This is a genomic window from Nitrospirillum bahiense, assembly GCF_007828025.1.
GTDB lineage: Bacteria > Pseudomonadota > Alphaproteobacteria > Azospirillales > Azospirillaceae > Nitrospirillum > Nitrospirillum amazonense.
Window position 1 is genome coordinate 20,408 of sequence record NZ_VITO01000011.1, and the last position, 14,717, is coordinate 35,124.

At 67.2% G+C, this 14,717-nt stretch carries 10 protein-coding genes and 1 riboswitch; of the genes, 4 read left to right on the forward strand and 6 right to left on the reverse strand.

Annotated elements, in window-relative coordinates; genetic code table 11:
• On the forward strand, window positions 1–529 hold a 529-nt coding region (locus FBZ88_RS30565; protein ID WP_425465793.1), incomplete at its 5' end, for a calcium-binding protein.
• 62 nt (window positions 530–591) lie between these two features.
• On the opposite strand, the gene FBZ88_RS16690 is transcribed toward FBZ88_RS30565, so the two are convergent.
• The 3 genes from FBZ88_RS16690 to FBZ88_RS16700 all read right to left on the reverse strand — a co-directional run bounded on the left by FBZ88_RS16690 (window position 592) and on the right by FBZ88_RS16700 (window position 5,933).
• Entirely contained in the window at window positions 592–2,280 is a 1,689-nt protein-coding gene (locus tag FBZ88_RS16690) for a methyl-accepting chemotaxis protein (protein ID WP_145618355.1), read from the reverse strand.
• Between the two features lie 29 nt (window positions 2,281–2,309).
• Window positions 2,310–3,338, reverse strand: coding sequence for a sulfotransferase family protein (locus FBZ88_RS16695; RefSeq protein WP_246138703.1), 1,029 nt, complete (start codon window positions 3,336–3,338; stop codon window positions 2,310–2,312).
• A gap of 465 nt (window positions 3,339–3,803) precedes the next feature.
• Window positions 3,804–5,933, reverse strand: a complete 2,130-nt coding sequence (locus FBZ88_RS16700) for a multicopper oxidase family protein (RefSeq protein ID WP_145618356.1) — start codon at window positions 5,931–5,933, stop codon at window positions 3,804–3,806.
• Between the two features lie 218 nt (window positions 5,934–6,151).
• Between FBZ88_RS16700 and FBZ88_RS16705 the strand changes: the two genes are divergently transcribed.
• A complete protein-coding gene (locus tag FBZ88_RS16705; protein ID WP_145618357.1) occupies window positions 6,152–7,162 on the forward strand; it encodes an adenosine deaminase in 1,011 nt (336 codons plus the stop codon).
• On the opposite strand, the gene FBZ88_RS16710 is transcribed toward FBZ88_RS16705, so the two are convergent.
• Window positions 7,159–7,734, reverse strand: a complete 576-nt coding sequence (locus tag FBZ88_RS16710) for a manganese efflux pump MntP (protein ID WP_145618358.1) — start codon at window positions 7,732–7,734, stop codon at window positions 7,159–7,161. The genes FBZ88_RS16705 and FBZ88_RS16710 overlap by 4 nt on opposite strands.
• 78 nt (window positions 7,735–7,812) lie before the next feature.
• Window positions 7,813–7,982: riboswitch (yybP-ykoY riboswitch) on the reverse strand.
• A gap of 58 nt (window positions 7,983–8,040) precedes the next feature.
• Window positions 8,041–8,202: a hypothetical protein gene (locus tag FBZ88_RS30320; RefSeq protein ID WP_186464453.1), complete on the reverse strand. Its 162-nt coding sequence runs from the start codon at window positions 8,200–8,202 to the stop codon at window positions 8,041–8,043.
• A gap of 265 nt (window positions 8,203–8,467) precedes the next feature.
• Here FBZ88_RS30320 and FBZ88_RS16715 point away from each other — a divergent pair, with 265 nt between their 5' ends.
• Together FBZ88_RS16715 and FBZ88_RS16720 are read left to right on the forward strand one after the other, a co-directional pair.
• A complete protein-coding gene (locus tag FBZ88_RS16715; protein ID WP_246138704.1) occupies window positions 8,468–10,864 on the forward strand; it encodes an exo-alpha-sialidase in 2,397 nt (798 codons plus the stop codon).
• A gap of 130 nt (window positions 10,865–10,994) precedes the next feature.
• The gene (locus FBZ88_RS16720) at window positions 10,995–14,012 is read left to right on the forward strand and encodes a DUF748 domain-containing protein (RefSeq protein WP_145618359.1); all 3,018 of its coding nucleotides are present in this window, start codon (window positions 10,995–10,997) and stop codon (window positions 14,010–14,012) included.
• 12 nt (window positions 14,013–14,024) lie between these two features.
• Here FBZ88_RS16720 and FBZ88_RS16725 read toward each other — a convergent pair whose 3' ends face one another.
• On the reverse strand, window positions 14,025–14,702 hold the full coding sequence (locus FBZ88_RS16725) for a Fe2+-dependent dioxygenase (protein WP_145618360.1): 678 nt from the start codon (window positions 14,700–14,702) through the stop codon (window positions 14,025–14,027).
• Between the last annotated feature and the right edge of the window lie 15 nt (window positions 14,703–14,717).

The following is a 14,717-nucleotide window of genomic DNA, read 5'->3' on the forward strand; positions in this document are numbered from 1 at the left end:
GGCCGACGTGCTGGACGGCGCCGCCGGAGCCGATACGCTGGTCGGCGGTACCGGCAACGACACCTATCTGGTGGATGACGCCGGTGACGTGGTGACAGAGGTGGTCGGGGCCGGGACGGACGAGGTCCGTACGACGCTGGCGAGCTACACGCTGGGTGACAATGTGGAGAACCTGACCTACACGGGGATGGGCGCCTTCACCGGCACGGGCAATGACCTGGATAACGTCATTACCGGCGGTTCAGGCGATGACACCTTCGCTGGTGGATTGGGGAATGACACCTACGTCTTTGGCCTGAACAGCGGTTCTGACGTCATCACCGATGGGGCGGGCGCCAATGTGCTGGTGTTCTCCTCCGACGTTGATCCGGGCAGCCTTGTCTTCCAGCAGTCGGGCAACGACCTGGTGCTGTCGCTGACGACGGGGAACACGGTGGTGACTTACGCCAATTACTACAGCGACCCCACCGTCGTTGGATCCGTCCAGCTGGGCAGCACGGTGTTGGTCCCGCCCTTCTCCCACAGCTGAGACCTCAAAAAGGGCGGCGCCTCCTTGCGGAGATCGCCGCCCTTTCTCCCCCCTTACTGTCTTCAGATCGCGCGCAGGCGGGCGAAGAAGCCGGTGATCTCGGCGTTCAGGGCGTCGGCGTCCTGGCGCAGGGCTTCCGAGGCCGTGTGCAGGGCGTTGGCCGACTGGCTGGTCTGCTCGGCTGCGCCCGCCACGCCGACGATGTTGGTCGACACCTGCTGGGTGCCCATGGCCGCCTGGTTGATGTTGCGGGCGATTTCCGAGGTGGTGGCGCCCTGCTGTTCCATCGCGGAGGCGATGGCGGTGGCGATCGTCCGCATGTCGCCCACCACGGTGGCGATGCTGCCGATGGCCTCCACCGCCCGCGAGGTTTCCTGCTGGATGCCGGTGATGTAGCCCTGGATTTCGTCCGTGGCCTTGGTCGTCTGGCTGGCCAGGGTCTTCACTTCGCTGGCCACCACGGCGAAGCCCTTGCCCGCCTCACCGGCCCGCGCCGCCTCGATGGTGGCGTTCAGCGCCAGCAGGTTGGTCTGGCCGGCGATCTCCTGAATGACCTGGATGATGTTGCCGATGCTCTGGGCCGCATCCGCCAGGCCCTGCATGGTGACGCCGGTCTGTTCGGCCTGGGCCACCGCCCGCTCCGCGATATCGGTGGAGCGCGTGACCTGGCTGTTGACCTCTCCCACGGCGGCGGCCAGTTCCTCGGCCGCGCTGGCGATCATCTGCACATTGCCGGTGGTTTCGGCCGAGGCGTGATTGGCCATCTCCACCATGCCGCGGCTCTGCGTCGCCATGTCGGCCAGGCCCGAGGAATGGTTGCGCACGTCTTCCGAGGCGTGCACCACGTTGCTGAGCACCCGGGCGGTGCGCTGCTGGAAATCGGCCAGCGAGGCCTCCACCGCTTCTTGGCGGCGCAGCTTCTCTTGCTGCTCGGCCTGCTGGGCTTGGGTCAGTTCGGCGTTGCGCAGGCCGTTGCGCTTGAACACTTCCAGCGCGCGGGCCAGGCGGCCGATCTCGTGACGGTCGTTCAACAGTGGGATATCGACGGTCAGGTCACCATCGGCCAGCTGGCCCATGCGCTCCGTCATCAGCTTCAGGGGCTTGGCGATGCTGCGGGCCAGCATGTAGGCCACCAGGCCGCCGGCGCCCACCACGATGGCGGTCAGCATCAGCATATCAATCAATATATCATGATAGATATCGTCGATGTCGTCGACGTAGATGCCGGTGCCCAGCGCCCACTGCCATGGCTCGAAGCCCAGGCTGTAGGTCATCTTGGGGAAGTTCTCGGCGGGGCCGCCCTTGCTGCCCGGCCGGGGGTAGGTGTAGGTGAAGGATCCGCCGCCCTGCTTGGCGGCCTCGATGCCCAGGCGCACGGTCTCGACGCCATCGGCCGTCTTGAAGTCCATGCGGTTCTTGCCCTCGAATTCCTTCTTGATGTGGACGACGGTCAGGCCGTCGTACTGGTTGACGTAGACGTACTCGCCATTGCCGAAGCGCAGCTTGCGGATGTCGTCCTGGGCGCCCTTCTGCGCCTGAGCCCGGGTCAACTCGCCCGACTGCTCGCGGTCGTACCAGTTCTGCGCCACCCCGCGGGTGACCATCAGGATCTGCTTCAGCTCTTCCTTGCGGTCCTCGGTCAGGGTGTGGCGCAGCGTGGTCAGGGCGAAGCTGACAGCCAGGCCCAGGGCCAGCACCAGCATGGGCATGAACAGCGCCAGCCGGTGGGAAATCTTTAGTTTGTTCAGCATGATCGGATCTCTCGCGCAGGGCGTAGGGGTCAGGCGACGGCGGCGGCAGACGCGGTGTCGTCCTCGCGGAACAGGCCGCGGGGCAGGTCCAGGTCGCGGGCGCAGGCGGCCGCGTTACGGGCATAGACCTCATCCACGCCATGACGGCACAGCAGATCCAGGTCCGTGTCCGTGACCGCCCCCCGGTCCCGGTCCTGATAGGCGTAGCAGCCGATGCCACCCGCCTGCTGATGCAGGCCCGGGGCGGCATAGGCCTCCGGCTCCACCGGGAACAGGATGCGCGACTGGCTGTCGTCCAGGCTGTCCATCCGCTGCCAGCAGGTCACCGTTTCGGGGGTGAAGTAATCGGACAGGCCCAGCCGGTGGAACAGGGCCGCGGCCGACAGCACCGGCTGCCGGGCCGCCTCATGAACGTAGTGGGTCACGGGCACGCCCTGCCGGCGGGCGTAGTTTTCGACCCGCGCGGCGTTTAGGGAGGCGATGACGAAATTCTCCAGCAACTGGTCCCGGCTGATCCGATGCGACCACTTACGCAGCCAGGATGCCAGGGCGTGCACCGGCTCGCGGTCCAGCATCACCAGGTGCAGGCGGCTGGCGGGATAACCCGCCTCGATCAGCATCTGCAGCGGGATGTACAGGCACTCCGCTGTCAGATAGGGTCCGGCCACGTCCTTGCAGAAGATATGCGGCGCCTGGTCGGCCAGGGGAATGGCCCAGGGGCCGGGGCAGTCGGCGGCCAGCACATGGCGCATGACCGCCTTGGTCGGCTGGTAGTACGAGGGCATGCCGGCCACGCCGAACAGGTTGGCCATGGCGGTGGAACCGACGCGGGCCCGGCCCCAGGCGCAAGTCAGGTGGGGGAAGTCCTGTTCCGCCCGCCCGCAAAAGCCCGCCGCCAAGTAGGTGGCGACCTGCTTAGTTAAGCCTTCTAAATGGAACTCCCGGACCTGATATCGCCCGTCGGACGCCAGGCAGACACTGCCCAGCGAAGGGGCATCCGCTTCCACCAGTTCCGCGAGCTTCTCTAAGTCAATGATTTGCTTATAGAAAGCGACCATTTCTTTCCCCGCCAAGGATAGTCGGCCGGTGTCCTGATGCGGCATCCCTCCGCCCCAAGTCACAGCCCTAACCCAAAGAATAGGAAAGAAGGTATTAAGGCAACATTAAGAGAGGGCGATACGTAAAAAACTACTACCAACGAATTAGAAACTGAATACAAACGTATTTACGCGGTGTTTATATTGCATTTGTATTTATTACGTTTGGCTGCTTACACACGTACGCAGACACTTGAATTTATATAAACATTCACTGGGATGTCACGGAGGTTAACCGGAGCGTGCGCGACATGCAGGGCCGTACCAACCCATGAGGCGCGACGCTCCCGCGTGCATCCCGTGGCCCGCCACCGGGCGGACGCCGCGCACAGCATGCGCGGGGGAATGGCGCCACCCGGACGCCAGACGAAAAACGGCCCAGCCGGTGAGGGCTGGGCCGCTGTCAGGAAGGGATGGCCGGGAGAATCAGTGGTGGGCTTTGGCCAGGCCGCCGTTGCCGTCGCCCACACCGATCTCCACGTTCTGCATCATGCCCTGGTCTTCATGGTCCAGGATGTGGCAGTGCAGGACGTACTCGCCAATGTACCGCTCATACCGGGTGCGGACGATCAGGCGGTAATAGCCCTTGGTCTTGTCCGTCAGCGTGGCGCCGAACGGGATCTTGGTCTTGACCCACAGCGTGTCCTTCCAGGCGCCGCGCAGGCCGGCGTACTGGCTGTCGCCATCCTTCTCGACATAGCCCGGGGCGCTGACGTCGTTGTTGTCAGGGTCCAGGATGGCCACGATCTGGAATGGGTTCACATGGATGTGGAAGGGGTGGTTGACCCCATAGGACCGCAGTTCCCAGGTTTGGGCCTGGCCCAGGATCAGCGAGCGGTCCACGACCTTCGGGTCATAGGAATGGGTCTGGGGCCGGCCGTCGGCGCCCAACTGGAAGGTGTTGCCCACGGTGAAGATGGCGGGGCCGTTCGGATTGTTGAGGTCCTTCGGCCCCAGATAGAACAGCATTTCCTGCGTCGGGTTGCCCGCCACCTCGCCTTCCTGGATGGTGGGGTGGGGCACGAAGCGGGTCAGCAGGATGTTGGGCTTGCCCTTGGCGTCCTTGGTCGTCAGGTCGGCGACGATCTGGTTGCGGACGTCCGCCGGCATGTTCTTCTGGGCCGAGGCCACCAGGGTATTCACTAGGGTCTGGATGGGATCGGCGGTGCGGGTGCCGCCCCGCACGGTGACCACGCCCAGCAGGCTGCGCAGCGTGCCGGATCGGCTGACGGTGACGTCCGCGGCCATCGGGCTCTGGGTCACGCAGTAGTTGCCGGGCTCGGGGAAAACCACCATCAGGTCATAGCGATAGCCGGGCTGCAGGGTGGTGTTGGTGTTGGTCAGGGTGTTGCCCATGGTCAGGCCATCGGCCGCCACCACCTGGTAAGGCACGGCGGGGCCGGTGCACACCGTGTCGACGAACTTGTCCGCGCCGTTCTTGCTGGGGCGGGCGGTGGCGGTCGTGGTGTCCGCCATCTTGTGGAATTCCACGTTGATGGTCTCGCGCACGCCGGCGTGGATCAGGCGCCAGCGTTCCGCCGTGCCCGCCTGGGCGTCGGTGAAGGTGGGCATGATGACGCCGTTGATGCTGGTCCAGCGCCCCGACTGCGCCCAACTGCCGGGGCTGAACTCGTCACTGGTCGGGGGGACGGTTCCCGGGGGGTTCTGCACGGCCCCGTATGTTTCGATGATCCCCGTCTGGTTGGCCTTGCAGTCCCAGGTCGGCGTCTTGTTGTCGTCCAGGCAGTAGTACTGGATCTGCTGGAACACCAGGGTGCGTTCCTTGAGGGGTTTGCCGTCGGCGCCGATCAGCAGGGTATCCAGGTCGCCGTTGATCTGGGGCGTGGGCTTGCGGTCACCACGGATGATCAGCGCGCCGGCCATGCCGCTGCCCACCTGCAGGGCCGTCGAGCCGTGGCGGTGCGGATGGTACCAGAAGGTGCCGGCCGGATGGTCGGCCGGGATGTTGTACTCATACTGGAAGCTGACGCCGGGATTCAGCGAGATCAGAACGTTGTCGCTGTTGCCCGTGGGGCTGACCCACAGGCCGTGCGAGTGCAGGTTGGTGCCGTTGAAGCAGTGCGGCGTGTCCGGCGTGATGCTGTGGTCATTGCAGCTGGGGTCGGCCGGCAGGTCGTTGTGCAGGGTGACGCGCACGGTGTCGCCCGGCGTCACGTCGATCTCCGGCGCCACATAGGGCGTGCCGGGCGACACGCCGGTGCCGACATAGCTGCGCAGGTGCACGCGCTGGTAACGCTGCTCGCCCGGGTCGTACAGGGCGGCGTCGGTGTACTGGATGTGCAGGTCGAAAGCCCGCTCCTTGCCGGCGTGTGCCGTCGGGCTGTCAGCCAAGCTGATGGCCGATGGCGCCTTGGGCAGGCCGGGGACGTTGGCTGAGCCCTTCGCCGGTGCCGTCTGGGGCAGGCTGGGGGGATTGGCGAAGGTGCTCTGCGCCGCGGCCGGCTGGGCGGCCCCCAGCAGCATCAGGCCCAGGCCGGCGACACCGGCCCCCAGGCTTACCCTCAGTGACGCGCCGCGCGCCGGATATCTCTGCATGCTCCACCCCCTCTTCGCGGCCCACGCCGCCTCTGGTTGAGTTATTGGGGTGCAATCTAGCAGATAAGTGTCGCCAATCCACCCGTTTAACGGGTATGTGGGATTGATATACCCTCCCCAGATGTAATCGGCCTTTTAACGGCGGTGCGGGAAGGTCTGTCATCGGCGGCATTGCTGGGGCTACACTGGCCATTCTTGCGATGATGAAAGGCAGCCCGATGACCGACCCTCTCTCCGATTTCATCCGCGGCCTGCCCAAGGCGGAGCTGCACCTGCACATCGAAGGCAGCCTGGAACCGGAGCAGATGTTCGACTTCGCCCGCCGCAACCGGGTGGATTTGCCCTTCCGCACGGTGGAGGAGGTGCGGGCAGCCTACGCCTTCACCAATCTCCAGGACTTCCTCGATATCTATTACCAGGGCGCCCAGGTCCTGCGCACGGAAGAAGACTTCCATGACCTGGCGATGGCCTATTTCCGGCGGCTGGCGGCCGATGGTGGCGTGCATGCCGAGATCTTCTTCGATCCCCAGACCCATACCGACCGGGGCATCCCCTTCCAGGTGGTGGCCGACGGCCTGCTGGCCGGCATGGCGGCGGCGGAGAGGGAGTTGGGCGTCACCTCCCGCCTCATCCTCTGCTACCTGCGCCACCTGGATGAGGAATCAGCCTTTGCCACCTTGGCGGCGGCGGAACCCTATCTGGACCGCATCGCCGGCGTTGGCCTGGATTCATCCGAGGTGGGCAACCCGCCCTCCAAATTCGCCCGGGTGTTCCAGGCGTCACGGGAGCGGGGGCTGAAGCTGGTGGCCCACGCGGGGGAGGAGGGGCCGCCCGACTACGTCTGGCAGGCGCTGGACATCCTGGGCGTGGATCGCCTGGACCATGGCAACCGCGCGCTGGAGGATGCGGCCCTCACCCGGCGGCTGGTGGACCAGGGCACGACGCTGACGGTGTGCCCGCTGTCCAACCTCAAGCTCTGCGTCGTGCCCAGCCTGGAGACGCATCCCCTGCGGCGCATGCTGGACCTGGGGCTGAAGGCCACGGTCAACGCCGACGACCCGGCTTATTTCGGCGGCTATCTGCTGGACAATTACGTGCGGGTGGCGGCGGCCCTGGGGCTGGACCGGGTGCAGCTGGCGCGTCTGGCCCGCAACAGCATCACCGGATCTTTCCTGGATATGGCCGCCCAGGTGCCGCATCTGGCCAAGCTGGACGCTATAGTGCTTTAACCGCCAAAGCCTCCCAGGGTGTGGTCGTACAGCACCTTGGCGCCGATGCCGATCAGGCCCAGGCCGCCCAGCACCTCGGCCCAGCGGCCCAGCACGGGACCGGCGGCCCGGCCCAGCATCACCCCGCCGAAGGCCATGGTGAACGTCACCAGGCCGATCAGGGCAATGGTGGTGGGCACGTCGACATTCATATAGCCCAGGGTAATGCCGACGGCGGTGGCGTCGATGCTGGTGGCGATGGCGGTCATGGCCAGCGCCAGGGGCGAATGCCGGTCGGCCTTGGGCTTGTCCTCATCGTCGTTCTTCCACGCCAGCCAGGCCATGCGGCCGCCCACGATCAACAGCAGGCCGAAGGCGATCCAATGATCGTAGGCCTCGATGTAATGGGCGAAGGACAGGCCCAGCCCCCAGCCCAGGATGGGGGCCGCCAGCTCGAACAGGCCGAAATAGGCACCCACCCGGGCCGCCTCCCGCACGCCGGGGCGGTTCAGGCTGGCACCCTTGCCCAGTGAGGCGGCGAAGGCGTCCATGGACAGGCTGAACGCCAGGGCGAAGGACGTGGTGATGGGCATGGTACAGACCTCGGGGGGCGGCAAAGCGACAGGCCAGGCGGACGACAGCAGCAGTCCGCGCCCGGCCCGGCCAGGGCGGACGCGACATGCCACTGGTCTCGCCAACGATCCGCGCAGGGCGGATCGGTCGCACGCGCCATGGGCCGCACCGGTGAGGCACCGAACTGGTGATGCACCGATGGGGCCCAAGTCTGTTGACGCGGCGCCCGCTCAAAATCGGCGGGCGGCTACTCCCCAATGATGGGCGGTGATTAACGGCTGGCGAGGCGGTCTGTCAAGGCTCCTTTCGCGCTGCACAATACCCCGTCATGGATCCCGTGATGGGGGAACCGACGGCGTGTCACTGGCGGGAAAGCTTTCCTCCAGCGCCTCGTCCAGCAACTCGTCGACATGGCGGTCATTGACCTTGGCGGGGCCGTTGGTTCCGGTTTGGCCGGGGGTTGGGGACGGCGGCGTAGGGGTGGGCATGGGCTTCCTTTCACATGATATCCTGCCGGGAACGCCAGGATGATGCGGGCGGGTGCCAGCGACCGTCCCGTGGCTATGCCGTGACTGACCGTGAAGATTTGATGGCGGTTGGCGGCCCGTGGCGATGCCGCATGCCGAACCGCCTGTTGCGCCGGCTTCCCGCCGGCTGCGACATTCCGGACTTGGCCGGCGCCCTTGATGTTACCGGTAACTTGAGCAACAGTGGCCCCGAAAACGATTACAAAATGGGGTTGGGAACGCTGTCATGACAGGAAACTCGCATTCCACGCGGGCGCGACGCCTGCTGCTCGCCACCGTCGCGGCTCTCGCGCTGGCCGGCTGCCAGACTGATGGCGGACGGAAGGCACCGCCCGTCGCCGCCGCGCCATCGGCGCCGCAAGGGCCCGTGCTGGCGGGGCAGGCGCCCTATCAGTGGAAGAACGTTCAAATCGTGGGCGGCGGTTTCGTCGACGGCATCATCTTCCACCCCACCGTGCCGGGCCTGCGCTATGCCCGCACCGACATGGGCGGCGCCTACCGCTGGGACGAGGGGGCCAAGCGCTGGATCCCCCTGCTGGACTGGGTGTCCTATGCCGACACCAACCTGATGGGCGTGGAAAGCATCGCGCTGGACCCGCACAACCCCGATCGTGTCTACATGGCGCTGGGCACCTACACCGCCCCGCAGGCGCCCACCGGCGCCATCGTGCGCTCCGACGACCGGGGGCGGACCTTCCGCCGCGTCGACGTGCCCATCAAGTTCGGTGGTAACGAGAACGGCCGTGGCAATGGCGAACGCCTGGCGGTCGATCCCAATGACCCGGACACCCTCTACCTCGGCACCCGCCACGACGGCCTGTGGGTCAGCCACGACGGCGCGTCCACCTGGAACCGCGTCGCCAGCTTTCCCGATGTGACGGAGGACCTGTCGAAGGAGATCGCGGCCGGCGCGTCGCCTTGGGCGCGCGGCGGGTCCGGCCTGGTGTTCGTGATCTTCGACCCCAGAAGCGCCACCAAGGACGGCAAGGGTAGCCGCACGATCTACGTCGGCGCCTCCCTCAAGGGGCGGGACAACCTGTTCCGCAGCACCGATGGCGGCCGGACCTGGACGCCCGTGCCGGGCCAGCCCACCGCCAATCGGCCAACGCGCGCCGCGCTCGCCGCCGATGGCACGCTCTACATCTCGTACGGCAGCAGCCCTGGCCCCACCCGCATGACCGACGGCGCCGTGTGGAAGCTGGACACCCGGCGGGGCAAGTGGACCGACATCACGCCGGAGAAGCCGGACGCGGCCAAAGGGGCAGCCTTCGGCTACGCCGCCGTGGCGGTGGACGCGCACAATCCCAAGGTGGTCATCGCCAGCTCCTTCGACCGGCACCGCCAGCCGGGGTCCTACCCCGGCCTGGGGGAGGACATCTTCCGCAGCGTGGATGGCGGCAAGACCTGGCACGGCGTGTTCGGCGGCCCCAAGGGCGACGGCAAGAATGGCGGCGTCTACGACTACAGCCTGGCGCCCTATGTGAAGCCCACGCCCATCCACTGGCTGTTCGATATCGAGATCGATCCCGCCAACCCTGACCACGCCCTGTTCACCACGGGCTACGGCGGGTGGGAGACGTTTGATCTTACCGCCGTGGACAAGGGCCAGCCCAGCCACTGGCAGGTGATGAGCACCGGCATCGAGGAAACGGTGGGCATGGCCTTCAACAGCCCCGTCCAAGGCGCCCCGCTGATCTCCGCCATCGGCGACTATGGCGGCTTCGTGCATTGGGACCTGGACAAGCCGGCGCCGGAGGGCGCTGCCTCCTCGCCCCTGTTCGGCAACACCGACAGCGTGGTGTCGGCACCGCTGAATCCCGGCGTGGTGGTGCGCGTGGGCATCCATGACGAACGCTATCCCGCGCCCAACATCGGCTATTCCCTGGATGGCGGCCGCAGCTGGAAGCCGGCGGAGATGCCGGTGCCGGAGGCCAAGCGTGGCAAGGTCGCCGTCTCCGCCGATGGCGCCACCTGGGTGTGGACGCCGCAGGGGGCTAAGGAGGGGCTGGTGTCCGGCGCCTTCGTCACCACCGACCACGGCGCCACCTGGACCTCGGCCCAGGGCCTGCCGGATGGCGTGCGGGTGATCGGCGACGCTGCGGATCCCAACACCTTCTATGCCCTGTCGCTGTTCGACGGGAAACTGTACGTCAGCACCGACCGCGCCGCCCATTTCCAGGCGCGGCCCTTCACCCTGCCCAACGGCCTGCCCACGCCGGCGGCGGTGCGCAACGGCCGGGGCGATCCGCGTGGCGGCCAGGATGCCCTGTACGCCACGCCGGGCCGCAAGGGCGACTTGTGGATCGCCGCCTTCGATGGGCTCTACCACGGCACGGCCGATGGTGGGGCCTACACCCGCCTGCCCGGCGTGGAGGAGTTGCACGCCTTCGGCTTCGGCAAGGCTGCCCCCGGGGCTGACGTCGCCGCCCTCTACCTAGTGGGCACCATCGACCATCAGCGGGGCATCTTCCGCTCCGACGATGCCGGGCGGCATTGGGTGCGGGTAAACGATGACCAGCACCAGTGGGGCCTGATCCTGCAGGTGTCGGGCGATCCCAAGCGGTATGGCCGCGTTTATGTCGGAACCCATGGCCGGGGTATCGTCTACGGCGATCCCCAATAAGGCGCAGCTTGGGAATCATAAGCTGACCCAAAGGGTTAGTGTCGTCCGGGCAGGTCCGGACGACACCAAGCCCATATCCCTTGCAGCTTTGCCATTATAGGATGGGGTCCACGCCGCAGGACCCCATCCCATGCCGATCCCGCCACCCACGCCGTCCTCGTTCCGCCATCGTCTCGGCGTTTTCATCCGCCGGCAGCGCCTGGGCGAGCCCCGCCTGTGGTGGACCGTGCGGCGCAAGCGCTTCTGGGCCGTCCTCATTCTGGCGCTGTACACGCTTGTGGGCTTCTTCGTCGCCCCGCCCGTGCTGCGGCGGGAAATCGTGGAGGTGACGCAGAAAGCCTTCCAACGCCCTGCCACCCTGGACGAGGTGCGCGTCAACCCTTACGCCCTCAGCGTGGAGTTGCGCGGCTTCCGCCTGACGGAGGCCGATGGCGCTCCGCTGCTGGGCTTCGACCGACTCTATGTCCGCCTGGCGCCCAGCGGACTGCTGCGCTGGGCCTGGGGCGTCAACGACATCCAGCTGGATGGCCTGAAAGCCACCCTGGTGCGCTATGGCGAGACCGACACCAACATCGGGCGCCTGATCCAGGCCGCCGCCTCTGGTGAGGACCAGGCCAAGGCCGACGCGCCCAGCCAGGGCCTGCCGCGCCTGCTGATCCATCGCGTGACCGTCACCAACGCGGCCGCCGACGTGACCGACCAGGTGCCGGGCACACCGTTCAAGACCAAGGTCGGCCCCGTCGGCATGGAGTTCAACGACCTCAGCACCCTGCCGGAACGCCAGGGGCAACAGCACCTGCAGGTGGGGCTGGAGGGCGGCGCCACCCTGGAATGGACGGGCACATCCGGCCTGAACCCCATCGTCTCCGCCGGCCATGTGGCGGCGCGCGGGCCTTACATTCCCCTGGCGGCCCGCTATTTCGGCGATGTCTTCAAGGTCACCGTGCCGACCGGCACCCTCGCGGTCGACCTGGATTATCAGGTCAGCCGCCGCGCCGACGGTGCCTATGCCTTGGCGGTCACCCATGCGGGTGTGGCGCTGCGCGACCTGGCGGTGCATGAGACCGGGGTGGCGGCGCCTTTCCTGACCCTGCCGGAACTGCGCTTGGCCGGCGGGCGCCTGGCTTGGCCGGAACGCACCTTCGCCGCCGACAGCCTCAGCCTGGACGGCTTGACCGCGGCCTTGCGGCGCCAGGCGGACGGTCGCGTCGGTCCCATGCCCTGGCTGGTGGGAGATGCCGATCCAGCGGCCATGCCGACACCGAAGGGGACCGACGCGCCGCCGTGGACCGCCACACTGGGCAAGGTCCAGGTGCGCAAGGCCAAGGCGGTGGTGGAGGATCAAGCGCTGCATGAGCCGGCGCGGCTGGAGCTGACGCCCATCGACCTCACCCTGGACAATCTCTCCAACCAGGCGGGCGCCGCATTCCCCTTCACCCTGGCGGCGGCGCTGTCCGGCGGGGGCCAGGTGACGGCGCACGGCAAGGTCACGGCGCTGCCGGCCCTGCGGCTTGAGGCCACGGCCACCCTGACCGACCTGCCGGCCGCCGCCGCCCAGCCCTATGTGCGCGAAAGCGCCCGGGTGGACATCAACGATGGCAATCTGTCTGCGGAGGGTGACATCACCATCACACCGCCCGAGGACAAGACGCCTGGCGGTCTCATCGTGGTCGGCAAGGGCGAGGTGCGGTCGCTGACGGTGGCGGAGCAGGGCGGCGGCATCCCGGTCGTCTCCTGGGAGAGTCTGAGCATCGACCGCTTTGAATACAGCCAGGCGGCCAATGAGCTGCGCGTTTCCCAGGTCACCGTGGCGGCCCCCTATCTGCGCCTGCAGGTGGCGGCCAACCAGACCACCAACTTCAACCATCTGATAGTGCCACGGGCCAAGGCCGCCGCCGGGGCGGCCGCACAAGCTTCGGCACCGGCCCCGGCGGTCAGCGTGGGCCGGGTGGTGGTCACGGGCGGCAAGGCCGATTACGGCGACGCCTCCCTGCCACTGCCCTTCTCGGCCCACATCACCGACCTGCAGGGGGAGGTGGCGGCGCTCAGTTCCAGCGCCACGGCGTCCTCGCGCCTAGCCTTGCGCGGTCAGGTGGGTGACTTCGGCCAGGTGACCATCGACGGGCGGCTGGTACCCTTCGACCCCGGCCGCGATTCCAACGTCAACATGCTGTTCCGCAACGTCGAATTCCCCGACCTGTCGCCTTACACGGTGAAGTTCGCCGGCCGGCGTATCGACCGGGGGCGCCTGGATGTCGACCTGCACTATCTGGTCAAGGGCGGCGCGCTGAACGGCGCCAACCGCGTCGTCATCCGCGACATCAAGCTGGGCGACCGGGTGGATGTGCCCGGCGCGCTGGACCTGCCCTTGGATCTCGCCATCGCCCTGCTGAAGGATGACGAGGGCAAGATCAACGTCGACCTGCCGGTCAGTGGCAACATCAACGACCCGCGTTTCGACATCGGCAGCGTCATCCGTGCCGCCGCCGCCGACCTGCTGACCAATCTGGTCACCGCCCCCTTCCGCGCCCTGGCCGCGCTGTTCGACGGGGCGGACGCGGACAAGCTGGACCATATCGACTTCGCCCCCGGCCGGGCCGACCTTTCCCCGCCGGAGCAGGAGAAGATCGTCCATCTGGCCCAGGCGCTGGGCGCCCGGCCGCAATTGGCCCTGGTCGTGCCTGGCGTCATGGCGCCGGAGGCGGACAAGGCACAGCTGCAGGGGGATGCGCTGGACGCCCGCATGGCTCAGGCGTTGGCCGACCACTACACCCTGGAAGGCCAGCGCCAGTTCCTGGAGGCGCAGTTCGTCGAGCGCCTGGGCGCCGACCAACTGCCGCGGTTGCGCGATTCCTTCACCCATACGCCCCCGGCGGCCCTCGGCGCCAAGACCCCGCCGCCCCCCGTGTTGGATGAAACAGGCTATGTCGGCGCCCTGCGCGACCGTGTCGCCAAGACCGAACCGGTAGCGGAACAAGCCTTGAAAGCCCTGGCGCAGGCCCGGGCGATCGCGGTGGCCGGCGCCCTGAAGCAGCGGCTGCCCAACCTGGATCCCAAGCGGGTAAGCCTGCGCGGCGAGGTCCAGGCGAAGGTGGACAGGGAAGGATTGATTCCCCTGAAGCTGGACGCGGCCAGCGCCGGCGACTAGGCCGTTACGCCTTCACAGCTCCGTCCATTCGCGCATAAGGTTGGCGTAGATGCGGGCCAGGGCGTCGAACTGCGCGCTCTTGCCTTCCAGGCTGTGCAGATGGGTGCGGGCCTGGCCCAGGTCATACAGCATGGACCGGTGTTCCGGGCGGCGGATCATGCTTTGCAGCCAGCCCACGGCGGCCATGCGGGTGCCCCGCGTCACCTTGGCCACGCGGTGGATGGCGCCGGACGGATAGGCGACCAACGACCCCGCTGTCGGCTTGAAACCCTGTTCGTGCCCGCCCTGGTCGATGACCAGTTCCCCGCCGTCATAGGATGTGGGATCGCACAGGAACAGGGTGAAGGAGATGTCGGCGCGGATGGGCCCCCGGTCCGGTGTGTTGATCACCGGCATGTCGTTGTGGGCGCCGTACTCCATGCCCTCGTCATAGCGGTTGAAAGCCAGCGGCGCCATCAGCAGGGGAAACAGGGCGCGGCGGAAATCCTCACACCGCTCGATGCCACGCACCACCGTGCGGAAGGCGCCGTCATAGCCCGGCATGCCCGCCTGCAATTGCAGGTTCTTCTTCACCTGCCGGATCTGCTCCCCCGCCGTGGCGGCGCCATCGGCGAACGGCGTGCCGCGCAGGCCCACCAGCAACTGGCTGACTTCCTGAGGGCTCAGGACATTGGGGAAGATGGTGATCATGGGCCCGCGGCGTCC

Excerpts from the sequence above, each read along its gene's own strand:
- FBZ88_RS30320 (WP_186464453.1), bottom strand. The coding sequence starts at position 8,202 with ATGCCCACCCCTACGCCGCCGTCCCCAACCCCCGGCCAAACCGGAACC.
- FBZ88_RS16720 (WP_145618359.1), top strand. The coding sequence starts at position 10,995 with ATGCCGATCCCGCCACCCACGCCGTCCTCGTTCCGCCATCGTCTCGGC.
- FBZ88_RS16695 (WP_246138703.1), bottom strand. The coding sequence starts at position 3,338 with ATGGTCGCTTTCTATAAGCAAATCATTGACTTAGAGAAGCTCGCGGAA.
- FBZ88_RS16690 (WP_145618355.1), bottom strand. The coding sequence starts at position 2,280 with ATGCTGAACAAACTAAAGATTTCCCACCGGCTGGCGCTGTTCATGCCC.
- FBZ88_RS16710 (WP_145618358.1), bottom strand. The coding sequence starts at position 7,734 with ATGCCCATCACCACGTCCTTCGCCCTGGCGTTCAGCCTGTCCATGGAC.
- FBZ88_RS16700 (WP_145618356.1), bottom strand. The coding sequence starts at position 5,933 with ATGCAGAGATATCCGGCGCGCGGCGCGTCACTGAGGGTAAGCCTGGGG.
- FBZ88_RS16715 (WP_246138704.1), top strand. The coding sequence starts at position 8,468 with ATGACAGGAAACTCGCATTCCACGCGGGCGCGACGCCTGCTGCTCGCC.
- FBZ88_RS16705 (WP_145618357.1), top strand. The coding sequence starts at position 6,152 with ATGACCGACCCTCTCTCCGATTTCATCCGCGGCCTGCCCAAGGCGGAG.
- FBZ88_RS16725 (WP_145618360.1), bottom strand. The coding sequence starts at position 14,702 with ATGATCACCATCTTCCCCAATGTCCTGAGCCCTCAGGAAGTCAGCCAG.